This window comes from Thermostilla marina (genome assembly GCF_054657455.1).
The window spans coordinates 4,888,257-4,913,518 of sequence record NZ_BAAHYR010000001.1 but is presented as its reverse complement, the minus strand read 5'-3'; the positions used below and the strand labels follow the sequence as shown (position 1 = coordinate 4,913,518).

General features: G+C 61.1%; 14 protein-coding genes. 8 read left to right on the top strand and 6 right to left on the bottom strand.

Translation table 11 applies throughout. From position 1 onward, the window contains the following. Window positions 1–130 precede the first annotated feature (130 nt). The 3 genes from ACYQ2I_RS17730 to ACYQ2I_RS17720 form a co-directional block, all read right to left on the bottom strand. Window positions 131–1,099 (bottom strand): efflux RND transporter periplasmic adaptor subunit, encoded by a 969-nt coding sequence (locus ACYQ2I_RS17730; protein WP_460168368.1) that lies wholly within the window; start codon window positions 1,097–1,099, stop codon window positions 131–133. A 21-nt stretch (window positions 1,100–1,120) separates the two neighbouring features. Beyond that, a complete protein-coding gene (locus ACYQ2I_RS17725) occupies window positions 1,121–3,181 on the bottom strand; it encodes an efflux RND transporter periplasmic adaptor subunit (RefSeq protein ID WP_460168367.1) in 2,061 nt (686 codons plus the stop codon). Between the two features lie 484 nt (window positions 3,182–3,665). Continuing rightward, window positions 3,666–5,018, bottom strand: a complete 1,353-nt coding sequence (locus ACYQ2I_RS17720) for a hypothetical protein (RefSeq protein WP_460168366.1) — start codon at window positions 5,016–5,018, stop codon at window positions 3,666–3,668. 615 nt (window positions 5,019–5,633) lie between these two features. Here ACYQ2I_RS17720 and ACYQ2I_RS17715 point away from each other — a divergent pair. Next, complete coding sequence (locus ACYQ2I_RS17715) at window positions 5,634–8,609, top strand: glycoside hydrolase family 2 protein (RefSeq protein WP_460168365.1); 2,976 nt, start codon at window positions 5,634–5,636, stop codon at window positions 8,607–8,609. A gap of 262 nt (window positions 8,610–8,871) precedes the next feature. Further along, window positions 8,872–10,254 (top strand): Gfo/Idh/MocA family protein, encoded by a 1,383-nt coding sequence (locus tag ACYQ2I_RS17710; RefSeq protein ID WP_460168364.1) that lies wholly within the window; start codon window positions 8,872–8,874, stop codon window positions 10,252–10,254. Window positions 10,255–10,343: 89 nt separating this feature from the next. On the opposite strand, the gene ACYQ2I_RS17705 is transcribed toward ACYQ2I_RS17710, so the two are convergent. Further along, window positions 10,344–11,180, bottom strand: a complete 837-nt coding sequence (locus ACYQ2I_RS17705; protein WP_460168363.1) for an SRPBCC family protein — start codon at window positions 11,178–11,180, stop codon at window positions 10,344–10,346. 159 nt (window positions 11,181–11,339) lie between these two features. Between ACYQ2I_RS17705 and ACYQ2I_RS17700 the strand changes: the two genes are divergently transcribed. Next, a complete protein-coding gene (locus tag ACYQ2I_RS17700) occupies window positions 11,340–12,293 on the top strand; it encodes a YbgA family protein (RefSeq protein ID WP_460168362.1) in 954 nt (317 codons plus the stop codon). Window positions 12,294–12,315: 22 nt separating this feature from the next. On the opposite strand, the gene ACYQ2I_RS17695 is transcribed toward ACYQ2I_RS17700, so the two are convergent. After that, a complete protein-coding gene (locus ACYQ2I_RS17695) occupies window positions 12,316–14,526 on the bottom strand; it encodes a trypsin-like peptidase domain-containing protein (RefSeq protein ID WP_460168361.1) in 2,211 nt (736 codons plus the stop codon). Between the two features lie 134 nt (window positions 14,527–14,660). After that, entirely contained in the window at window positions 14,661–16,439 is a 1,779-nt protein-coding gene (locus ACYQ2I_RS17690) for a trypsin-like peptidase domain-containing protein (protein WP_460168360.1), read from the bottom strand. Window positions 16,440–16,768: 329 nt separating this feature from the next. Between ACYQ2I_RS17690 and ACYQ2I_RS17685 the strand changes: the two genes are divergently transcribed. Genes ACYQ2I_RS17685 through ACYQ2I_RS17665 form a run of 5 tightly spaced genes read left to right on the top strand, consistent with a single transcriptional unit; the run spans window position 16,769 to window position 25,199 of the window. Then, window positions 16,769–17,509, top strand: a complete 741-nt coding sequence (locus ACYQ2I_RS17685) for a hypothetical protein (protein ID WP_460168359.1) — start codon at window positions 16,769–16,771, stop codon at window positions 17,507–17,509. Between the two features lie 28 nt (window positions 17,510–17,537). Then, the gene (locus tag ACYQ2I_RS17680; protein ID WP_460168358.1) at window positions 17,538–18,857 is read left to right on the top strand and encodes a DUF2254 domain-containing protein; all 1,320 of its coding nucleotides are present in this window, start codon (window positions 17,538–17,540) and stop codon (window positions 18,855–18,857) included. Window positions 18,858–18,915: 58 nt separating this feature from the next. Continuing rightward, window positions 18,916–21,147, top strand: a complete 2,232-nt coding sequence (locus tag ACYQ2I_RS17675; RefSeq protein WP_460168357.1) for a GAP1-N2 domain-containing protein — start codon at window positions 18,916–18,918, stop codon at window positions 21,145–21,147. A gap of 60 nt (window positions 21,148–21,207) precedes the next feature. After that, window positions 21,208–24,225, top strand: a complete 3,018-nt coding sequence (locus ACYQ2I_RS17670; protein WP_460168356.1) for a coiled-coil domain-containing protein — start codon at window positions 21,208–21,210, stop codon at window positions 24,223–24,225. A gap of 53 nt (window positions 24,226–24,278) precedes the next feature. Next, on the top strand, window positions 24,279–25,199 hold the full coding sequence (locus ACYQ2I_RS17665) for a DUF4339 domain-containing protein (protein WP_460168355.1): 921 nt from the start codon (window positions 24,279–24,281) through the stop codon (window positions 25,197–25,199). The last annotated feature ends 63 nt before the right edge of the window (window positions 25,200–25,262 follow it).

The following is a 25,262-nucleotide window of genomic DNA, read 5'->3' as shown; positions in this document are numbered from 1 at the left end:
GTGCGAGGCACGACGGCTTGTCGATGCTTTCGCTTTCCTACCGCCTTGCCGCCGAGTTCATTTCTTCAAAAGCAACGCGTCGAAACTTTTGCCGACGCACATTCCCGGCCCCCCGGCAAGAAGGCGGAAATCACGGGCCGACCTGGATCGCCAACTCACCCGACAGCCCCGGCCGCAACAACCAGTGCTTGCCGCCGGGGTCGAGGACGTTGTCGACCTCCGCCCACACTTGGAATTTCATGCCCACGTCGACCAACGGACTGACGAACACGATGTTTCCTTGGAACGAGCGGGGATTGCCGTCCGGCAGCATGACGGTGAACGTCACCGGTTTGCCGTCGACCTGCGAGGGCACCACGGTCGTCGCGTCGAGCGTGGTGGCGATCCGCAGGCGGTTCATGCGGACGACGCGAAACACCGGTTCACCCGGCTTGACCCATTCGCCCGCCTGATGGAATCGCTCGACCACGATCCCATCCAACGGCGCAAGAATCTTGTGCATGTTCACGTTTTCGGTGGCCGCCGCCAGTTCGGCCTCGCGGACTTTGACCGTCAACTTCGCGATCGTCAAATCGTGATCGGCCTGTTCGATGCCCAACTGGGTGCGTCCCCATTCGAGCATCAAGCGGCGCAGTTCGGCTTGGGTGTACGAGCGGGCGGCCGTCTTGTTCGCATCGAGGGCCTGTTGGTACTCGGCCTTGGCAACCATCTCGGACCATTTGGCATAGCGGACGTTGACGTCGTTTTCCGCCTGCTCCTTGGCAACGTCGAGCTGGTACTTGGCAATTTCCATCTGCCGGTTCACCTGGGCGTCGTCGATGCGCCCGAGGACGTCGTCCTTCTTCACCGGCGTTCCCGGCTCGACGGAAAGCTCGATCAATTGCCCTTCGACCCTCGCCGGAACGTTGACGTCGTCGATCAACGACACGAGACAATTCGACACTCGCAGCACTTGCGGCGATTGGCCTGCGGCGGGCAACGCGGTCGTCCACAGCACCACGGTTGCGCACCACGCAACCGCCGCACGCAAGTGTGTGCTTCGCCGCCGGATTTGACTCTTGTTCGAGGGCATCGTCGTTTCCGTTTCGTCTCGATACATCCTGTGTTTCCTCGGTTTTCATCACCACAACCCGAAGAGGATGCGGGTTTGGATGAAGGCGATCACGTCGTGGAACCACACGTACCCGAGGGGCTTCTTACCGCAGAGGATTTTCGCACTCACGGTCGCCCCGGGCCGCAGTTCGCTCGGATCGAATTCGTCTTCGTCGACGGCCACCTTGATCAGGACGACGTTCCCTTCTTCGCCCATCACCTCGGCGGCCATGTGGATTTCGGTGATCTTGCCGATGTGGGTCTTGCCCGGTTCGGTCGCCAACACGAACTCGACCGACAAATCGTCGTCGGGATCATCGTTGCGCAGCCGCTGCCGAGCCTTGGTCACGTCGCCGATGCGGTATTCGGGCATCTGGAGTTCAAGTTGCCAACCGTCGGACGTGTCGGCCACCCGCATCAATACTTGACCTCGATTCACGGGGCGGTAGATCAGCCGGTTGTACACGTCCCAGGTGACGACCTCGCCGGTCATGGGGCTGGTGACTTCGAGTTCCTTTTCCTTTTCGCGGAGGACTTCACGCTGGGCCGTCAGGTTGATTTGGCGGGCTTCCAGTTCGGCCAATTGCCCCGACAGGCGATTGCGCTCCTGGGCCGAGAGCATCCGCGACTCGGTCAACTCTTTGCGCAAGGCGGCGATTTGTTTGAGATTCGTGGCGATCTGACCTTCGATTTCGACGAGCGATTGTTTCAATTCGGTATTGCGCAACCGCACCAAGAGTTGCCCTTCGGCAACCTGTTGTCCGTGGCGAACGGCAACCTCGTCGACGACGCCTTCGACTCCGGCGAACACGTCGCGGCGCTGAATCGGTTCCAGAGTTCCCTTGCAATGCACCTTGAAATCCCAGGGGACGAAAATCATCGCCAAGATGAACGCGATCACCGCGCCCGCCGCCAACAACGTCTTGGGCAAATGCCGAGCGGCAACGATCACCTTCGACTTGCCCAAAGCTCGCCACAACGGCATCAAGAACAACTCGTGATGCTCGACGGCGTTCGCCAAGGCCACCGAGGCGTGCCGGACGACGGTATCGACCCGCTGGCGAAGCTGCGGTGTGATGCGGTCGTCTTCGATCTGCTCGACGATCAAGGCGCCTACCGGCTTTGGCGGTGCATCGCGGACGTCTTGCTCTTCTTCGTCGGTGGTTACCGGCGGCGGAGGCGGCACCAGCGGCACGACGATCACCGTCTTCGAATGCGATTCGTCGACGTATTCGTGGATGGCGTCTTCGACTTGCGGTGCCAGGTTCGTCGTATCGCCGCAGTACCATACGGCTTCTTCTCCGGCCACGACGACCTTGGCCAGATTCCCCAACATCCGAACCGTATTCGAGCGTTTATTGACGACGTCCTGCCCGCTGATCGCCTCGATCGGACAATTCCAGCCTTTCTTCAACGCCACGCTCACGCGGTCGCATTCGATCAGGCGCCGGGCCTCGTTCGCGATGATGTAGGCCGTTTCCTGCGGATCCAAGCTGGAGTGAATCAGGCGAGTGAACTCCTCCAGCCGCGACCACATCACCTGGCGATCGGAGAAATGCCGCAACTGCTTCGACTTGAAGTAGTCGCCGGCGATTTCGCACATCTGTTCGACGAACCGCAGGTACCCCTTTTGGGCCTGCGGTGCGGCATCGGCCCGCTGAAAGATTTCGACCAGGCCGACGACCTCCAGCTCCGTGCGGATCAACCCCATCACCAACAAGCTGTTGACGGGGTTGCGGATTTGGCGGTGTTCATCGCCGAACGAAGCATTCGGCCCGATGATCCGGTTCTCGCCTTCCTGGATGACGTGCTGCAACAGTTGTCCGTGCGCTTGTTGTACCTCGGGATTGTCGAGCCCGGTCTCGTGGAGGTTCATCTGGAAGGCGAGCGAAACGCGGTTGCCTTCGAACACCCAAAAGGCCCCGCCCACGGCCGCCAGCGCAGAAACGACACGCGGTGTGAACTCGGCTGCGAATTCCTCGGGGGCCAGATCCGAGCGCGCAAGCTGGGCGATCTCGGAGACCAACGTGCGAATATGCTGCCTGGTCTGTTCGATCAGATGCGGATCGAGTGGTTGTTCCGTGCTCATGTTCTTCCGTCGTCAATCCGAGCCCAGTCGGCCCCGTTACCGGTCGAACCGTTGTTTTCCGGCCCCACATCAAGCAAGCGCCAAGGTCGCCGACGCCGATCACCCCTAGGCGGGTATAGCGGTTTTCGGCCGTATGTACAACGCCGGCTTCGAGTTACAGCTTGGGAGCCGAATGGGGGGCTATCGTATTGTTCGCGTCTGTCCGATCGCGAGGAAACCTCGGCGAGCGTGATTTTTCATCCGGCGGCAGCTCGCGCGCACTCTCCCGGTAATCATTGCCGATAAGCACGCGGCAAGTGCCGCCTCGACACCGAAATTCTTTGCCTACCGGCAGAAAAGGACCGCAACGCGTTCCGGTGGTTCCAGAAAACCGAATCGCACCGGCCCTACGCACGAAACGACGCCTTTTGGGACAACTGCATCCCAAAAGGCGTGTGAATTTTCGAAGTCGGCAGAGCGATTCGCAATCGCTTCCCCGGCCCCATCAAGTCGTTTTCGCCTCTTCTTCGGCAGAGACCGGACCGGGAAGCGGAGGTTCCGTCGGCTTTTGCGTCTCTTGTCGCTGCGGCAGCGTAGGTTGCTGATCGGCAGGATCGCTGCTGTTCGTTCCGGCAGCCGGTGCCGACGGCGACGCCGGAACCGAATTCCATGCCCCGCTGTCGACCGTCGGTGCCGCACAGGGATCGATCGGCACCACGCACGGATCGACCGGCTCACGATAGCACACGACCTTGGGCCGGTAGCATGTCACCGTTTCGGGCACCAATTTGCGAACGGTTCGCGGCACCTGGATTTCCTTTTCCTCGGCGACCATTTTGCACGTGCGGACGGGAATTTGCTCAACCCGATCTTCATACACCCATTTGTACGTGGTTACCGGGATCTTCTTGACCACCGTTTCGGTCACGAGACGGCAGGTTTGAACCGGCACTTTCTTGACCACCCGCTCGACGACCGGTTTGCAGACGGTAACGGGTACCTTGCGGACTTCTTCCCGTTGCACGTAGCGGCAGGTTCGCACGGGCACCTTCCGGCACACCTTTTCGGGCACCATCGTGGTCACCTGGACGGGAACCTGCTCGGTGATCGTTTTCGCGACGTACTGGGTGACGGGCACCTGGACCGGCACCGGGTTCGGCTGCCACACGCGTTTGACCTCGTAGCGTCCTCGGTTTGAAGGTACCCAATACAGGCCCGACTGTTGCCACTGCACCATGCCGGTCGCCGGATCGACGATCGGCCGTCCGGCTTGGCGCGAGAGCGCGCTGGAAAACAGCCCCGGCTTGAGCACCAGTTGATCGACGTAACATCCTTGGTCGACGTATTGCGTCTTGTACGTGACGACCGGCTCTTGAACGGTGCGACACTGCGTGCGGTAGACCGTCTGGACAACCGGCTTGAGGACGGTCGTACACTCTTCCCGCTCGCTGGTTTCCCAGACGGGTTCGGTCACGGTGTAGCGTTCTTCCCGCTCGGTCGTCTCTTGCACGTACCGAACGACGTTGTAGGCCTCTTCCCGATACGAGGTTTCCCAAACCGGTTTTTGGACGGTGTAGGTCTGCTCGCGTTCGGCGGTCTCGGCCACCAAACGGCCGACCTTGTACCGGCGTTCCTGGTACGAGGTTTCCCAGACGGGCTTGTAGGTGACGACCTTGCGAGTTTCGTACGCGGTCTCGCACACTTCTTTATAGCGCGTCACCTGGTACGGCTCGTAGATCGTCTGGTAGACGATGCGGTACTCGGGCCCGACCGAGCCGACGTACACCGCCTGGGCCTGCGCGGTGCAGGCCGCAAGCCACACCGCCATACCGGCAACAACAGCGATCACGCGCGTCATCGTTTCGATCTCCTCCGCTTTCCTGCGAGAGATCCGTGCCCGGGCAAGTCGTTCGCCCGAGCAACCGCCTTGATTCCAAACCGATCCCGCAGCCTCCATCCCGGCAGCCGCGAAAGCGAGTTCCTCTTTTCGCTCCGATATTGCGAGCGCATGCGCGCACGAGGCACGCGCACCCTCTAATTGAATTTGCCGGACGTTTTTCGAAATTGCAAACGGAAAAGTTTCACACGAATGGAAATTCGGATCGTTAGTCCTCTTCCCGAAGCAACTTGCGAATCCCCGGTTTTTTTCAAGAAATTCGAGGGTTCGGCCGACACCTTGCCGATCCGGCCACGCCGGCAACCTGACAATCTTGCGCTGCCCGCATATCCGGCGCAATTGTCAGTTTTTGTCACGTTTTGACCCGCTAGCGTCTGCCGTCGCCCGTGCCCGTGAAAAGCCGTCCGGTCTACGAACCGGAGAAAATGCTTGAAGATCGAAAAGTCATACAATATTATGTTACCAGCCGCGTGCCGGTGGCGCATCGACCGCGATGCGACAACCGTGCCTTTCCCACCCCGGGCTACCGATTGAATCGCCTTTCCGTACTTCCATTTCCAACCGAGGGCCCGATTCATGTCGCTGCGATCGCTTCTACCGCGTTTCGTGTTACCTGTGTGCTTTCTCACCATGCTTTGCGCGCTGCCGGCCGAGGCACGCGAGGTCCTGTCGCTCGACGGCCCGTGGCAGATCGTGTTCGATCGGGAAAACGAAGGCCGGGCCGCCGACTGGTTCCACGATGCGAACTTTCCGACCGATCGGGCGCGGACGATCGACGTGCCTTCGTGCTGGGAACGCATTGAAAAAGATTACGAGGGCGTTGCGTTCTATCGGCGGACGTTCCGGGTCCCCGAGTCGTGGAAGGGCAAGATCGTTCGCTTGGAGTTCGATGCCGTCAATTTCCTTGCCGAAGTTTGGGTGAACGACACGGCTGTGGGATGCCACGAAGGCGGTTTCACACCGTTTTCCCTTCGGGTCGACCCGGTGTTGCGCCCCGGGGAAGAGAACACGCTGATCGTTCGCGTGATGGGGCCGATCCTGCTGACCGATCAGCGGATCGAGGGCTACGGGCCCATGGAGACGCCCCAATGGCGAGGCGCCATCACCGGCGGTATTTGGCAATCGGTTCGGTTGATCGCGACCGGCGATTGTTACCTCGACGACGTGTTCATCGAACCGAAACTCGACGCGAAAGAAGCCGCATTCCATGTCGTCGTGCGGAACGAAGGGGAAGCCGTGCATCCCGTGCGGCTCGACGTGGCGATTCGGCCCTCGCAAACCCCCGACGCAAAACCGGTTGCCTCGGCCGTACGGCAGCAGACGGTCGTTCCCGGGCGATTGACGTTGGACGAGAGCCTGCGTTGGACCGACGTCCATCCGTGGTCGCCCGACGATCCGTTCCTGTACACCGCCGAGTTGACGCTCAAGATCGGCGATACGGTTTCGGACCGCCGGACGATCCGTTTCGGCATGCGGGAGTTCACGATCCGCGACAAGCAGTTCTATCTCAACGGCAAACCGTTCTTCTTGAAAGCAACCTTTTTCGAGGGGCTGTACCCGAACAAGCTGGCCGTGCCCGACAGTCTCGACATGGCACGCCGCGAAATCCTGTTGGCCAAGCAGGCGGGCTTCAACATGATCCGTCCGTGGCGAAAGCCGGCGCCGCCGGAATGGCTCGATCTGGCCGACGAAATGGGCGTGCTGGTCGTCGGCTCGATGGCGATCGAGTGCATGGACTACCCGGTGGAAACGGCGCGGCTGCCCGGCTGGGTCGAAAACGAGATTCGCAGTACGATTCTCCGCGACCGGAACCGCGCGTGCATTGTTCAGTGGGAGCTGTTCAACGAGCTGAAACGCCCGGTCCTCAAGCAACTGTTGCATCGCAGTGCCCTGCTTGCCCGCGAACTCGATCCTACGCGGTTGATCTTGGACGAGTCGGGCGGATGGGCACAAGGGGCGAACATCTACCTGCCGTATCAGTCGCAGCCGATCAAATTCAACGACATTCACGAGTATCCCGGCCCGCAAATCAACGACGAGGTCTTCCTCAAGCTGGTGCTCACCGGAACGAAGACACACGAAGAAATGCGGGCAATGGGGCTTACCGGTCGCCTGCCCGGCCGAAACGTCGTCATGGGCTTAATGACGTTCTTCTCGGAACTCGGCTACGGCAGCTTGCCGAATTTGGTCGACAACAATCGCCGCTTCGCCGAGTCGGGAAACCCGATCGTGCCGCCGTATCGCTATACGAAGCGGTTGGCCGAGGATCACGAGAAGGCGCTGGCCGCTTCGGGGCTGGACGAGGTCTATCCCGACCTGGAACGCTTTTGCCTCGATCAACAACAAGTGCACGGGCTGGCCAATCGGCGCATGATCGAGGCGGTGCGATGCAATCCGCATGTGCGGGGTTACTGCATCCACGCGTTGGTCGCCGGCGATTGGATCGTCGGGGCCGGGTTGCTCGATCTGTTCCGCAACCCGAAAACGGCGGCCTACGAACAAACAAAGGCGGCCAATCGACCGCAAATCGTCGTCGCGCGATTGAATCCACGGAACATCTATCAGGCCAAGGGGACGACGTTGACGATCACCGGCGTCAACGAAGGCCCGCCCGTTCCGGCGCAATTGACGATCTCGATTCTCGATATCGACGAACAGGCGAACCTGCTCGACGGCGACCCGCAGGACGACACCGGACCGGTCGTTTCGACTCGCACGCTCGATGTCGAACTGGGAAGCGGTATCTCGCCGCTTGTGGAAGAAAAACTCGACACCTCGTCGCTCGACGGACGCTACGTGCTGGCGGTATCGCTCACCGACCGCAAGGGCGATCTCATCGCCGAAAACCGCTTCGAATTCGCCGTTTTCCCGCCTGCACGATTGCGGCCGCCGCGCAAACCGATCGCCGTCGTCGACTTCACGAATCGGGTGACGCGATTCTTGGATCGCCTCGAGGTTCCGTACTCGCGGTTCTCGGACCAAACGCCGAAAGACGTGCCCGTGTTCGTCACACAAAGTAACGCAGCCAACGATCAGCAAAAGGAAGTCTTCGATGCACTGAAACGTTTCGCCGAAGCAGGCGGGACGGTCGTGTACCTCGACGGCGCACTTTCCGGTGGAACATGGCGAGGGCCGTCGTCGCCGCACGTCCCCGTTCGCGGTGAGATGCGGGCGTCCATCGGTTTGTGGACCTGCATGCCGCACATCGTGCGCAAGCACCCGATCTTCGACGGACTACCCGTCGAGTGCATGATGGGGCCGATCTACGAACACGTTTGGGCCGATCGCACGCTCAAGGATCCGGACCATCCGGGCAAACCGATCGTGGGAACGGTCGCCTTCGATTGGTTCCCCGATTACGACTTGAGCAAGCGGCACTACTACGGACCGGGCGACACGTGGTGGGGAGCCGATGTCGCAGCTTTCGAGGTGGGCAAAGGGCGATGCGTTCTCTCGCACCTGCGCGTGACGCCGTACCTCGGCCGCGATCCGGTCGCCGATCGGCTGCTGTTCAACATGATTCGTTGGACCACCGGCGAAACGGCCCCGTAAATTCGGTCTGAGCATCGAAAGCGATTGCGGAGCACATGCTTTTCGCACATGCAGAACAGAGAGCCCCCTGTGTGCGCCGTGTAATCGAGAAAAATTGAAAAGGCGTCGATTCAGTTGACATCAAGGGGAGACGGGTCAGAATAGGCGGGATCGGCAAAGCCCGCACCCGCGGTCGGTACGTGCTGCGCATTTACACGATCCGCGGCGGGCTTCCCCGTTCCAAGCAGGCAGGTCCGGCATTCTCAGCAAGAGGAGTTTTCCCATGAACGAATCGACTCGCCCTTCACGGCGCACCTTTTTGAAAACGACGGGTGCGGCGGCCGCGATGGCCACTGTGGCTTCCGGTTTGCCGGCCGTGCACGCCGCCGAAGACAACACGCTTCGCGTGGTGCTGGTCGGTTGCGGCGGACGCGGTACCGGTGCGGCGGCGAACGCTCTTTCGGTCAAGGCGGTTCCCGTCAAACTGGTGGCGATGGCCGACGTGTTTGAAGATCGCCTCACCAGCAGCTTCAACAATCTCAAGAACCGGTTCGGCGAGCAAGTCGACGTGCCCGACGACCGCAAGTTCCTCGGCTTCGACGCGTACAAAAAGGCGATGGACTGCCTGCGGCCGGGCGATGTGGCCATCTTCGCGACGCCGCCGGCTTTCCGCTGGGTGCATTTCACCTACGCGATCGAAAAGAACCTGAACGTGTTCATGGAAAAGCCGGTGACCGTCGACGGCCCTACCAGCCGACGCATGTTCGACCTGGCGAAGAAATCGGTCGAAAAGAACCTCAAGGTGGGCGTGGGACTCATGTCGCGTCACAGCCGCGCCCTGCAAGAGCTGGCGAAGCGCGTCCACGACGGGCAGATCGGCCAGGTGATCGCGATGCGCGGTTACCGGATGAGCGGCCCCATCGGTTCGTTCGCCTCGACGCCCAAGCCTGAAGGCATGAGCGAGCTGGAGTACCAGATCCGCCGTTTCCACAGCTTCATTTGGGCCAGCGGCGGCTGCTACAGCGACTTCTATATTCACATCATCGACCACCTGTGCTGGATGAAGAACGACTGGCCGATCGAGGCCCAGGCGTTGGGCGGTCGTCATTACAAGACGGCCAACGACGGTACGCCGTTTGTCGACCAGAACTTCGACGCTTACGCCGTCGAGTACACCTTCGGCGACGGGACGAAGTTCTTCCTCGACGGCCGGTGCATGTCCGGTTGCGAATCGCTGTACTCGAGCTATCTGCACGGGGCGAAGGGATCGGCCGTTGCCTCGAAGCACGGCGATTGCGGGCCGCCTTCGAGCATCTACACCACGCAGCAACCCAGCGACGACAGCAAGGTCTGGGAATCGGAGATACCGGCCGACCAGCGCAATCCGTACCAGAACGAATGGGATGACCTGGTCGCCGCCATCTTGGCCGATCAGCCTTACAACGAAGCCGAGCGCGGCGTGCAGGCCAGTTTGGTCACGTCGATGGGCCGCATGGCGGCGCACACGGGCCAAATCGTCACCTACGATCAGATCCTCAACTCGGATCACGAAATGGCGCCGGGGTTGGACAAACTGACCTACGATTCGCCCGCCCCGCTTCAGGCCGACGAGTCGGGCGACTATCCGAAGCCGATGCCCGGCTTGAAGAAAGACCGCGAGTATTGATCGGCGGATGATCCGCTATGTCACATGATGGTTCGCGCGGCCCATTGTCGACAGTCGACAACGGGCCGCGTTTTCGTATCGGGCGGCCGTCACGGTTCGCCCGTGGCGTCTTCGGATGATGCTTCCGCCAACAACGCCGCCAGTCGCTCGAGATCGCCTTCGAGTTGTGCGCGGATCGAACTTCCCGCGAAGGGGGCGAACAAACGCATAGGGCCGAGATAACGGGCGGTCATCGTCTCTTCCAGCTTCGTGCTTCCGCCCTCTTGCGGTTCGAGTCGATACGACGTCGTCACCGTGAACATCGAACTGGTGAGGCGAACCTCGAGCAGTTCGTTCGGTTCATACCGAAGGATCTCGTCCTCAAGGATGAATTTCGTGCCGTCTTCCGTTTCGATCACGACGCGGGCTTTCGCCCCGGGTTCGTTCTGCTTCTCGCCCAGCGGCTCGATTGCGACGACGCCTTCCATCCAGCGACACAGCATTGCATCGTCGGTAAGGGCAAAGAAGACGTCTTGGGGTGCGGCGTCGAGCGTGCGGGCGACCGTGTAGCGATACTCGCGACCGCCCAGCCACCACAACACGGCACCGACCACGAGGATCCCGGCCAGTCCGCCCCCCACGGTCCAGGCGAGCAACCTCCGCAGCGAACGCATGCGGATTCCGCCGTGCGATGGTACGCGGGCGTCGGCGTCTTCGGCGGAGACATCTTCCCCCTCGTCCGGCGCATCGCGAGAGGTTTCCCGTTCTCGGTCGATCGAGTGCGGATCCTCCACGTCGTCTTCCTCCGGCTCCCGTGCATCGTCTTCCGGTCGGACATGTTCCGGAGGACCGTCTGACGACGAAGCGCTTTCCGCCGTCGGCTCGCCGGTTTCGGCGAACGCATCGGCTTGGGGGCGATTTCGTTTTCGTTTCCGTCGAGCGGCCATGAATCGATTCTCTGCAGCTTGTGATTCGGCGGTCCCTTACGACCACGTTCCGGTATATCATACAGGACATGCGGCATCCGGCCCAACCGGCACCAGTCGGGGCCAAGTCGCCCGCGGTGTCCATTGCTGTGTTAGAACGCCCCATCGTGGAGTCATTCGATGGACGAACCGATTCGTGTCGGCATCTCGGCCTGCCTATTGGGAAATGCCGTGCGTTACGACGGCGGACACAAGCGCGACCCGTACCTGGTCGAAACGCTCGGTCGGTTTTTTACCTGGGTTCCCGTCTGCCCCGAGGTCGAGTTGGGCCTGGGCACGCCGCGGCCGACCATCCGCATTGAATGGACGGGAAGCACTCATGCCTTGGTCGAACCGAAGTCCCGCACCGACCTTTCCGCCCGCATGATCCGCTATGCCAAGCGAAAGGTCAAAGAACTTCGCGACCTCGATTTGTCGGGGTTTGTGCTCAAGAAGAACTCGCCCAGTTGCGGCATGGAGCGCGTGCGCGTGTATCGCGAAAACGGCGCACAGTACGACAAGCGAGGGCAGGGATTCTTCGCCCGCGAACTATGCGAGGCGTTCCCTTGCCTGCCGATCGAAGAAGAAGGCCGCCTTCACGATCCGCGGATTCGCGACAATTGGATTACTCGCGTATTCGCGTATCACCGATTGCAACGGCTGTTTCGGGGCCGTTGGACGTTGGGGGACTTGGTGCGATTCCACACCGCGCACAAACTTCTGTTGATGGCCCATTCGCCGTCGCACTATCGCACGCTGGGAAAGCTCGTTGCCGAGGCCAAACGCATTCCCCGTTCGACGCTGCGCGATACGTACACCGCCGAGTTCATGACTGCCCTGGCGCGCCGGGCGACGATCGCCAAGAACGTCAACGTGCTGCAACACATCCTCGGTTATTTCAGGCGGGATTTGCCGCCGGAGGTGCGTGCCGAGTTGCACGCCGCAGTCGAAGACTTTCGCGCCGGAATCGTGCCGTTGGTCGTCCCGGTCACGTTGATCGCGCATTACGCGAAACGGCTGGAGGTCGATTACCTGCTCGACCAGGTGTACCTCCAGCCGCATCCGAAAGAACTGGGACTGCGTAGTTTCGTGTAGCGCAGCTTACCGCCGACGGGTGTCAGCGGTTCAAACGGAGGGGCTCACCACCGTATTGCACACGGATCTCGTTGTGCGCCGAAATCTGGAAATGGCCCCGCGCGTTGATCGCGTCGATGATGCCGGCTCTCGCCTCAACCGAGCGTGCGGCGATCACCGGCCGCAAGATCTTCTCGTTCACATCGCGGAACCACGAGGCGAACTCCCGTTTGGCCTCGCCTTCATCGGTCTGCACCGCCTTCCAGAATTTTTCCTTCCAAACGGTGTATTCCGCCAATTCTTTTTCCAGACGCGGGTCGTCGATATCGGTCGACGGATACACACGCGGTGCGTCGGCCACCCAGTCGATCAAGTACGTGTACGACCGGTTCGGACCTTCGACCATGCACGGCACGCCGTCGACCAACAAGACGGTGATCATCGGCTCGCGATAGGTGCCGTATTCGGCATAGATTGCCGGGCGACCGTACACGTCGTACACCAGGTACTTGCCCGCCCGCCGTCCATCGAGATACTCGGCGATGAGCATCGGCCGACTGGTCTCGGGGTAGTACAGCACGCCTATTCCGTGGAAACTCGTCCGCATAAACTGGCAGGCGAAATAGCGGGTCCCTTCTCGGTCGGTCCGCACGTATGTGGGCGGAGCCTTGCCGCGTTCCGTGAAAAACGACTTCACGGATCTGCCTTGCCGAAAAGCGTCGAAGAATTGCTTCAACCGTTCATATCCTTGCTCGATCGAACTCGCCCAGTTCTCCGGCGGTGCGACGCGATCGGCGGAAATCCGTTCCCCGTTGGGCAACGCAACCGTCGGAAACCGGACGTGATCCACCGACATGAACGCCGGCACGATGCTGTTTTGCGCGTCCATGGCGGGCCGTACGTCCATCCGAACCACCGGCGCAAACGACACCATCGGCGTAAAAGGGCGATTGTTTTCGAGCTGCTCCTCGATGTTTTCGGCCGTGATCGCCAACGCGCTGTCGGTCAGCAAGCCCGTCGTATCGACTACCACACCCAACAGTTCGCCGTCGGCGTTGAACACCGGTGCACCGTTCGCGCGCACACCGCCCGACAACTTCGCCCGTAACCACCGCGTCTTCCCGTTCCAGCGCGGAAGCGCCAACTCGGTCTGATCGGCGGAGGGAGCTAACAAGGTGCGCACGTTTTCGATCGGCAGATAGGCCATGATTTCCGATTCGATGATCGGCGATCCGCCTTGGCCGGCGGGGATGATGAAACATCCTTCACCCTCAGGCGGTTCGCGTCCGGCCAGTTTCACACCTTCGGGAAGCCCGTCGATCTGCGCCGGCTTGAGTAACGCAAGATCGCAGCCGAGCGATACCCGAAAACGCGAAGCCACCGTTTTCGTCCCGTTTGCGAACTCGAGCTGAACTCTCTGCGCCCCCTCTACCGCTCCGTGCGTCGTCACGACGACCCTGGGCTTTTCCAGCAACACGCCGGTCGCCCGCGTTTCGCCCAGATCCGAAAAGGCAACCACCGTCACCACGGCTTCCCGGGCCTTCGGATATTCCAACGACGTGGTCACGACCGGCACTTCGGGGGTTTCCGGTTCTTCGACGGGCTGGAAAGGATTCTCGGTCGAATCGGTCGGTTCTTGCGGCGGCTCGGCCGGTGCCGGTTCTTCCGGCGGCGCTTGTTCGGACGCCGTTTCCGGCGCCGCGGGAGGCGTCGTTTCCGGTTTCGGCGCCGGCGCTGTATTCGCCTGCGCCGTCTCTTCCACGGGGCGCGGCTCGTACCGCTCCATGTTCATCATCAAGGCGACCACGCCGATCATCACCAATAGCGCCACGGCAATGCTGCCGACGACCAGCGTCGTCTGGTGACCGTTTCCACGCTTCCTGACGGCGGCCTTTTGCGTTGCGGGCAAGCGCTCCGTGCGAATCTGCGGAAACGCCTCCGCTCCCGGAAGTGACGCCACTCCCTGTACATGCTGCTGCACTTGCTGCAACAGGCGGTCGTAGGCCTGTCGGCGGGCGGGATCCGACAACGTCAGGCGTGCCTGCGTCACCTCGTTCATCAACCGGGATGCCTCGGCCGCGTACGCACCGCCGGTCTTCGTGCGGAGAAACGCCAGCCGCTGATCGGCGGCCGCTTCGATGACGTTCGGATCGCTCTCGAATAGCGCAAGCCCCAACAGTCGATAGTAGTTGGGCGGTTGCTCACTCGGCGGGATCCCGAACCACGCATGATACGGATCGAACGCACTGCTCATGATCTGCCCCTTTCGTCGGACAACGTTGCCTTCGATTCGGAACAAAGGAACCGTTGCCTCTTTTCTGCCCCGTCGATCGTGCCGCTCGCGCACGCTGCGGCACCGGCCGTCTTGCGTCGACCTCACACCTCAAGTCAAGGGAACGCAACGCCGTACTTTCGCGTCAAATACCGTTTTGTTTGATCCTGACGTTTACCGATCTCCTCGAGTTTTACGCACAAGGCGGCAAACCGAAGTTGATCCACTTGCGTCAATAGGCCTTGCTGTAACACCGTTGCGTTGAAATCGGCAAAGGCGGCAAGCCACGCCTGAACTTCTCGCCCCCACTCCAGTGCAGCCGGATCGACGGTTTCGACTTCCAGAGCCGACAACAACGCGGCCGAACTTATCGCTTGATTTCGCACACGCTGGAGAAACAACTGGGGCGGCAGTTCGCCCGCGTCGTCTAAAGACGCCAGAAACTCCGCGACGGTAGCAGTGGCAATTCCCCAATAGATAAGCGTGGTCAGAGCAACCTGCGCATCCACGCCGTCCAATGCCACATCCCCGCCCAGGTCCGGCTGAAACGGCTCCAGTTGCATCCGTGCCAGCCGATCGACGACATCCAGTGACGACACACAGAAATTCGTGTTTTCGACGCCCGCTTCAAACAAGCCGAGCGTGTTGACTCCGACGACTCTTGCAATTTCGTCGAGCAAGGGACCGCCGCTGTTGCCGTGGTTGATCGTTGTATCGGTCTGAATCCACATCCGGCAATCGTAAGGCATTCCCGAAAGCTCAGGGATCGTGGTGGTCAACTCATCACTCGATCTCAACGCGCTCACCACACCGCGTGTCAGCGTGCCGGAAAGCCCTTTGGGGGCGCCGTAGGCGTAGGTCGGTTCACCGACGATCGGTTTCGTCGTTCGCAACTCGAGAATTTGCGGCGCCCGGAGTCCCGTACATCGCAGGAAAGCGAGGTCGGTTTTCGGAAATCGCTGGATCTGATCGACCCGCAACGTCGTGCCGTCGTACAGTTCGACGGTGAGTGCAATCGCCCCTTGGACGACGTGGTAGTTCGTGATGATCACCGGCTTACCATCGGGAGCCTCCACGAAAAAGCCGCTGCCTAGACTACTGCCATCGCTCCTCTGGTTCCGCACGACGACCGTCGCGCGGCGGACATGGGCGATCCAGGCCTCGCTGCCGGGGGTCGGCTTGTCTTTCGGCTTGGATGGTTCGTCCGGCTCGGGCGGTACCTCGTTTCGTTCCGGTTCGGGGGGAGGGGGAGCCGACGGTGCCGGCTCTTCCTCGGCCAAATCATACGATTCCTCCGCCGACTCGGACGAAGACCCCGGTTCGGCAGCCGGCGTGTCGACTTCTTCTTTGGTTTCGAACGTTGCTGGTTTGTTGCTTTCTGCTTGCGCCGTCTGGACTTCTGCACGCTTGCCCGCGGTCACACCGATGACGATGCCGGCCAGCAAAATCAACACCAGGCAGCCGGCCGCAACGGCATAATAGGCCCGCCACTCACGGAAACGGAATCGATCCGGTAGTGATCGTCGGGACACTTCCGCCGACTGCGGTGACTCGGGCAGTCGCGGCGGCCGGGCAAGCGGCTCGACTTTTTCTTCTTTATTATCTTGCGGTTGCGGCGCAGCGGGTTTCGCCCGCTGGTCCAAACGCGGCGCCGCCGGCACGTTGTGCGACGCTTGAATCGCCTCGAGCACGCGACCGAGGGGCATCCATGTGCCGCCGTCGATCGACGCCTTGGCGTCGAGGGAGATTCGCCCCTGTTGCAACCATCGGACGATATCGGCCAAGCTGAACGGCCCGCGAATCTGCCCCTGGATTTCAAGATAGATCAATGTGCGGAACCCGGTCACGATCACCTGCCCCCGACTGACTGTCGTGTGTTCGACAAGTTGTCGCACGACGAATCTTACGTCTCTTTCTTCGTTACTGTAACACGGATATCGGCTGTTCAAAGGCCTTAATCGTATTTTCGCATCAAGGTTGGACATAGTGTGTCCAACCTAACGTGTATATTGGACGACGGATGGTCGATCTCGCGAATATGCGGCCGATTCACGATGGGAAAGCGCTCTGCCGTACGACGTTTCGCGGTATCATATGCTAGAACTTTCTGTGTGACGATCGGTCGTCGTGCGACGTAAAAGCACATCGGTCGATCACCGCGGCCGGACGAAGGGCAGATCGTGATACCATCCGGCCCGCGTCACTTCAACAAAGGGGCAATGCGATGAATTTTGGGGCAATTCTTCCTCGCACCGTTGCGCTGTTGGGGTTGTTCTGTGTTCTTCTTTTCGTTGCGGGGTGTCCGCGGCCCGATTCAGCATCTTCGACCTCGCAGGAAGAAACGCAAACCGAAAGCGATGCCTCGCAAGCAGATAGTGCTGCGGGCGGCGATGCATCGACGGATCCCGCCGACAGCTCCGAGAACGCTTCCGAAACCTCGCAAGGTTCTTCCGCCGGCACACGGGGCGGTAGTCCGGCAGACGGTCCCGACGGTCGTCCGGCGGGGAGCGAGGGGCGGGATTCTTTCGGCAACCAAGGCGGGGATGCTTCCCGCTCCGGCGGTTCACAGGCCGGCGGCGGCAACGGAGCTTCGGGTGAAGACGCGGGAACGGACATCGGCGGCACGTCCGGCGCGGGCGGTAATGACGACGCCGGTGCCATCCCCGGACTACCCGGCGGCAAGCTCCCCCCCAGCGCCGCGAGCGGCGCGCCGACCGGTTCGCCCCGCGAACGCCAAGCCGCCGTTGCCGCGGCTGAAGCGGCGTTGAAGAACGCCGGTTCGGGATCGGCTGAATCACGCTATCGCCGCTTGCTGGAAGCCTACCAGGCATTGGCTCCCTTCGTCGATCAGGACGCGCAATGCCGCGGATTGGCCGGTCGACTATTGAGCGAAATGGAACGCATCGGCGGCGGTGTGGCCCCCGGTCGCGTCCCCGACGCCGACAAACCGCTGATCGCCGAATAGTTCTCTTCTCGACAACGACGGCAGGCTTATGAGCACAAGCAACTCGAAAAAGCGTTACAAGGTACGGCAGACGATTCTTTGTCCGCACTGCTGGCACACGTTTCCGGTGTACGACATCCTGTTCATCACCGAGCATCCGGACCTGCTCGGCGATCCCCGCTTGGGGAACGACTACCAGCGGCGTTTTCGCCCCAGTCGTTTCACACCGAATTGCGAGGCGATCGATCCGAAAGGGATGCCCTGCAACAAGACCGCCTGCCCGAACTGCCACCTCGAGATTCCGCGAGGATGTATCGAGCTGGCGCCGCGGATCGTTTCTATCATCGGTGCGCCCGCGTGCGGGAAGTCGTATTTCATCACCTCGCAAGCGTGGATGCTGCGAAACGTTCTGAGCCGGCATTTTCACGTCGCGTTCGCCGATGCCGACCCGATGATCAACCAGCGTCTCAACGAGTACGAGACGTTGTTGTTCTTGAACCAAAACGAGGAGGACTTGGTCGAACTTCCGAAGACGGAAACCTTCGGCGAGCACTACAGCAGCGTGCTCTTCGGCAGCCGATCGGTTCAATACCTGAAACCGTTCTTGTTCACGCTCAAGCCGCTGCGCACTCATCCGAACGCTGCGGCGATGCAATCGTTGGGGCGACTGATTTCGATCTACGACAACGCGGGCGAAAGTTTTCTGCCCGGTCAAGAAACGGGCCAACAGCCGGTCACGCGCCACCTGAGTGCGTCGGACTTGTTCATGTTTTTGTTCGATCCCACGCAGGATGTGCGTTTCTCGCGCGCGTTGCAGGCCGCAAGCAACGGCGATCCGGCCTCGGCGATCCATCACCGGCGGGTGGCGATGCGGCAAGAGACCGTACTCAGCGAGGCCGCACAACGGATCATTCGTAGCACGAAACACACCCGCAAAGAAGACCGTCCGCCGTTGATCGTCGTCGTCACCAAGTGCGATACCTGGCGGCACTTGATCGACGAACCTCTCGATCCGCCGTGGCGTTATGTGGAAAAGGCCGGGTTGTGCGGAGTGACGGTCGAAAAGGTCGAGCGGGTGTCGGACCAAGTCCGCGACCTGTTGTGCCGCTTGACGCCGGAAATCGTCAACACCGCCGAGGACCTTTGCGATCGCGTGGTGTACGTTCCGGTATCGGCCACAGGCTGCGTCCCGCGTCGCGCCGAAGACGAGGACCGTTGGGGGTTTCGCCCCAAAGACTTATCGCCGATCTGGACGGAAGTTCCGATGCTCTACTACCTGGCCAAGTGGGAGCGGGGCATCATCGGGCAGGCGAAAGAAGCCGCTCGCATGGCAACGCCGCCCGCTCCCCGGAACTCTCCCGCACATTGAACGGCGCGATGGGTAACCGCGTTCCGAATCGTAACGGTCACAAGGGGGACAAACACACGTGAGCTACGAACTCTGGCATACCTCGGCACCTAAAGGGCTTCGCGGCAGCGGTTTTTGTACGGTGAAGGCGACCCGCGGCTTGCCGATCGACATCGAGCGGCAACTGGAGCGACTGAGCGCCTACTCGCACATCTTCCCGCCCGATGCGAACGGCAACAACCCTGTTGCGTACAACCACGTACTGTTGCGGCACAGCGGCAGCGTGTGGCACGTGCTGTCGCGGGTATGCGACGCGGGGCGAGACTATTCCGGCCGCACGAACAAGTTCGCGCATCATCTCGTGCTCACCCCGCAAGAGCTTCCGCCGGGCGGCCCCGCCTGGTTGGCAATGCAGCCGGGCGTTTTTGAAAGGCAATGGGACGGCCAAGTCGGCCTCCTCAACGGCGCACGACCGCTGCCTCACGGCGACGTCGATCCGCAACCGTGCCGCCGGTGGGAAGCCCTTGCCGGAGACGCCGGTTGGGCGGGCCTGCTGGCCGAAACGGCCCTCGCAGCGAAGAATCCGACCGCCTATATCATCGCCGCACCGCAGATGGATACGCTTGCGCTGATCGCCGAAGCCCTGGCCCTGTTGCCGCCCGATCGGCGTTGGAAGGTCGGTTTCACGACCTATTTTTGTGACCAGTTTCCGCCCGAACTCGAGGTACCGTGGAAGGTGTGCATCGAGGGCACGCCCGCGGCCGAAGCGGCCGTGCATCGCCGCCATTGTCTGGTGATCAACCTGCTTGCGCCGCAGCCCGTTCCCGAGCCCACGCCGTCGGTCGTCGCTGCGAGGGAAGGCCGCATGTTGGCACCGGCGAAACCTTCCGCCGCCCCCAGGCCCGCGATCGCGCCCGTCAGCGAACCGCAGGCGCCGATCGTCAACGATGTTCCACGGCCGGGATCGCCGCCGCCGCCCAGCTTCAAGGAACCGTCGCGTCCTCCCGCCCGGCATACGGCGGTCGAAGCCCCCATGTCCATTACGCCAACGCCGGTCACACGGGAAAGACGCTCGTCGGCATGGTCGTTGGTCCTGATGGTCGCAGGCTTCCTACTCGTGCTGGGCGTCGGGATGGCCTTGGGCGTTGCTTTTTCGGGGGCGCCTTTCTTGCTCGCCGCAGGCGGAGGCAAGGATACGCCGGCCGCTGCGACACGTCGCGAACCCGGCCCCGGAAACGACCAGCCCGCCAAGTCGCCCACGAATACCGAAGCGACCACGGGAAACTCGGAAACTTCCGAAGAGGCGTCGCCCCGGAACGAATCGCAGACACAAGGCGATTCCGCCCCACCGACATCACACGATCCTGAGCAGCCGACACCACACGATCCCGACCCGGGCGAGCAACGTGCTGGTGAGGGCGGGGAAAACGCCGCTCCACCGTCCCAGGAAGGGCCGCCCGGCGACAACTCGGGCAAGCAGAAATCGTCCAACCCCAAAGGGTCAAAGCCTGTGCCGCCCGTCGACCAAGGGGAAACGGCCGGCAACACGCCGCGGGAAGGGCTGCCCGACGAAAATCGCAAACCACCGGCTGAGCAACCGAACGATCCGCCCAGGAGATCATCCGGCCCGATTCTGGTCGATCTGAACAAACGGGTCGTCTGGCGACAGTTGGTCACGTCGTCCGCGCAGCATCGGGTCTTCGAATTGATTTCCGCCGACGGCGGCACGAAAGGCGGGAACGGACCGGAGACCGGCGATCTCGTGCGATTAGGGGACGGGCAATATGCGATCTTCTGCCAAAGCGACGCGTTTCCTAAGCCAAGCGACGCGTTTTCTAAGCAAGTAGTCACCCTGCGAAAAGAGGACAAAAGCAATCCAAACCAACAAAAAATCGTGCTCGAATTTTCTTTCCCCCCTGACGGGGAAAATGTCAACTGGACGGATTTCGAGAGTGTGACCGTTAGTACGCTGGAAATTTCCCCGCTATCCGGGGCAACCGATTCGACGTTCCGGTTGGACGCACAAAACGGAATCAAGTTGACGAAAGGGAAGCCGGGGCGCGGAAGCCTCAAGCCGAAATCCAATCAGGATGGTGACTCATTGAGCGTGACCGTCAAGATGGAACTACAAGGGCTGGTGCTGGAAATCACCGTTCCCAAGAAAGAGTACGAGATGTTCCGGAACGGGACCGTTACACTCGAGGGAAGTGCGACACTAGAGAAGATCAAAGTGACGGTGCCGTCCGGACCGCAAGGCCGCGAAATAACCGAAATAGTCACGTTCCCAGAGATTCAATTCAAAGCCGAATGACTTTGGCGGTTTCCATTCGGAACCGCGCAACGCGATGCGACAAGTCGAAACGAAAGAGACATGAGCACACGCACGTATCAGCACGTCATCGACGACATTCGCGCGGCGGTCGCATCGCCGGCCGACGTCGACAGTGATCGCATGGCGACCTTGGCCGAAGAATACGTCGAGCTTTGTCGAACGGTCCAAAACCGCATCTCGGAATGTCTCGATCTTGTACGCAAGGGAGAGACCGCCGAGGCGTTGCGGCTGGCCGAACACGATCCGCGGTTGATCGACCTGATGACGCTGCTCGACTTTCCGGAGCGGGAAACCTGGATCGATCTCTGCCGGCTACTCGGTCTGACCGCGCCGCCGTCCTTGCAGGTCTCCCACTTGGATATCTTGCAAGAGATCTACCAATCGTCCGCCGGTGCCGAGGCGTTGCGCCGACAATGGTGCTACTTGAATATCGTGCGGGCGCCGCTGGTCAAACGGATCGAATGTCTACGTCAGCTCGTTCAGGCGGATCCTCTCAATCTTGCCTGGCAGGAAGACCTGCACGCCTTCGAGTCGGCACGTCACGAAGAAATCGGCCGCGAAATCCAGGCCGCGGTGAAGAACGGCGACCGCGACGCACTCGAACGTTTGTACGAAGAGCTGAATTCGTTCGATTGGGCGAAGGCGCCGCCTTCCAAACTGACCGCCCTCGCCGAAAAGGAGCTGACAAAGCTGCGTCTGCGGGACAAGAAAGAACGATTGCACGAACTGGCGAAAAGAATTCACGAAGCGTACGCAAAAGGAGATGTCGACGAAACCGAATCGTTGCTCGTCGAGTTCGACGATCTACGAAGCGAACTCGGCGTCGGCGACGACGCCTCGGTGTCGCGCGAGGTCCTTCCCGCCCGCGAATGGACCGCACAACAACGCGATGAACAACACCGTCTCCAGGAGGAACGCCGCGCCGTGCGGGCACTGGAAACGGCGATCGACCGCGAGGCTTCCCTCGAAGAGCTGAACAAGCTGTATCAGTTGGCTACGCGCACGGGCCGCGAACTTCCCGTCGAATTGCGCCGTCGCTATGCCTTGGCGTGTCGAGAACGCGAGACCGAGGCCCGCCGCGGCTACCAATTCAAGTTGGCACTGGTCGGCGCAGCGGCGACTGTCCTGGTCGCCACCGTCTTCTTCGTCGTCATGCAGGTGACCGAACGCCGCCAGCGCAGCGACGTGATCGCAACCATCCGCACGTTCATCCAAGAGCGCAATTTCGACGCGGCGCAAGAGTATGTCGAACGTCTGCGGAACGAAAAACCGGAACTGGCCGGCCATCCGCAAGTTCAGGCGGCCGTCGCCGAGCTGGACACCGCCTGCGCCGAAGAAGAAGGGCGGCGGCGTCAATTCGAAGCCCTCGAGAGCCGAATCGAAAAGGCGATTGCCGATCGCGATCCGGCATCGGCCCCGATCGAGCAGCTCGAAGCCCTTGCCGTTTCGAACGAAGAAACAGCGGTCGTCCTCAAACTGAAAAGTCGTCTCGGCGAAGTGAAGGCCGAATTGGAACGTGAAGCCCGCGCCGCTTGGCAAACGGCCTTCCACGATCTACAGGAAGAAATCCGCAAACTCGAAACGGCCGACCTGGCGACGCTCAGCGAAAACGATTTTTCGGTGCTGCGGTCGAAGATCGAAGCGTTGTTGAGCGACCCCGCCGTTCCCGAAACGCAATCCGCCGCGGCGAAGGCGCTGTTGCCGCGCATCGACCTGGTCAAAGAACGGTTCGACGAATTCCAAAAGTTTCGTGCCTGGCTCGAACCTTTGACCGCGGCCGTCGGGGATCGATTCGAATACGAGCGGATGTTGGAACGAGCGGCCGCTAAAAACGATGCCGTTTCGGCCGATTGCAAGACGGCGTTGCAGATGTTGCCGTGGGACGGCGTCGACGATTGGAACGACCTCGCCCGCGAATGGAACGCCTGGTGCCGCACTCTTTCGGTCGAACAGGCCAAGGCGTTGGCGGCGCAGCTCGAAGATCGCACCGTACCGCCGGATATCGCCGATATCGACATTCCCGGCAGCCTCGTGCCCTATGTGCAGTCCATAGCGAAACGTGACGCCGTCATCCGGAAATTGAGAACGACGTGGGACAAACCGCCTCTGAATTGTTGCCGCTGGCTGGAGACGGCGACCGGTACACGCTTCGAGCGAGTCGCCTACCTCTGGAACCTGTCGGGCAGCCCTTCCAATCCCGAACAGCTCGTGGGCATCGAAATGCAGGACCCCTACGACGCGTGGTTCGGTGAACCGGTGGAAGAAGACCAGGAGAAGAAAAAAGTCGACGCTGTTCTCAAGCTGGGCGACGTAATCTATTACGGGCCGTCCGGTCAAAGCGTATTGGCCCGGAAGGTGACCGCGGCGATCGAAGACCTTGACGCAGCGTCGCCGACCTTCGAAGCCGACATCGGCCGAATTCTTCGTTTGATGGTCGAGTTTCAGCGTGAGCGAATCGTTCACTGGACGAAACCCGACGATCCGTGGCAGACGCCGAGGCCGAATTCCACAGGCGAGGTGCCGTCTCCGCCGCCGATCAACGATTTGTTGTTCGGCCGATTGTTCGTACACACGATCGAGTCGCTGGGCGACGAGGGCGACTTCATTCGCAAACCGGCCGAGGAAGTGTTCACACGTTTCATCCGTCGGGTTGAGCGCGAGAAAGACAAATCGACGGGTGCGTACGAGTTTCAAACCGAACTCGAGCCGGAATCGCGCGAGGCGAAATTCCTGCCTTCCGAGGAAGAACTTGCAGCCTTCGAAAAAGCCATGGCCGAGCAAACAGCCGCTGCAAGCCGTCCGCTGCCGATGTTGCGATGGATCGGATTCGTCTACACGGACAAGGAGCGCTCGTTGCATGTGCAATTCGATCCGGACGCCCCGCAGCCCGCGGCGGGTACGTCGCTGATCGTGTTCCCGTTCTCGGGCAAGACGTCCGACATCCGCTACGCCCGTCGGATCGCCCGTATCGGCGAAGACGGGGCAATCGAATGGTCGGTCCCGCGACTGCCCAGCGGGATGCCCGTGTTCATTTTCGAGACGCCGACCGGTTCCTGATCGCCGTCATGTTCCAACCCGATCGATTGTTCGATTCCGACACGAGGTGAACGATGAGCGAAGCCACCAATTCGGTGTACTACGTCCAGGTTCGCGGCAAGGCCTTGGGGCCGTTGCGGTTCGACCAGGTGAAACAACTGATCGATCGCGGCCAACTGACCCGTTCGCATCCCGTCTCGAAGGACGGCAACGGATGGTGTGCCGCGGGCAACCTGGCCGAGCTGTTTCCGCCCGATCCGACGCCGGAACCCGATCCCGAACCGGCCGCCGAATCGGCGTCGAGCGGCGACAAACCTCCGCAAACGGCCGACGAAACCAAGTGGTACTACGAAATCGACGCGCAAGAGTTCGGCCCGGTGCCCGAATCTCAGATACGTTCCCTGATCGCCTCCGGCGCGCTGACGGCCAAGAACCACGTGTGGTGCGCCGGCATGGAGTCTTGGACACCGCTTCACGCCACGGCATTGGCCAAATACTTGCCCGCGGCCGATACGAACCGCAAAGAGTCGAAAACGAATTCCAAGAAACGCCGAAACGTCGTGACCGGCCCCGATTTGCCGACGCGGTCCGAGGCCCATCTCGGCGAATTGTTCGAGCTCCCTCCCGAAACCAAAGTGCTCCTTTCGCAGTGCAGCACGTGGTCGTTGATCACCGGCATCGGGTTGGCCTTGATCTCCGGCGTCGGCCTGCTGATCTGCATCGCCGGGATCGTGGCAAGCGAGAACCCTCCCGAGCGTTTCGGCGCCATCATGGCCACGATCGGCCACGTGGCGATGTTGATCGCGGTCCTTTCGTTGTTCCGCGCCGTGGGCGTGATCGCCTCGGTTCAAACGTTCGCCACGTGGCGGCAATTCAACGACTTGTTTCGCCATTGGCGAGTGTTTTGGACCATCTCCGGCATAATTTGTGTATTCTGGATGCTCTTACTGCTGCTTTTATTGATCATCGTGCTGGCCGCCGGCGCTGGAAATTAGGCATCATCGTGAGAGGCGTTCGTTCGGCCGAACACATCCGCTCGAACTTCAAGATTCGAATTC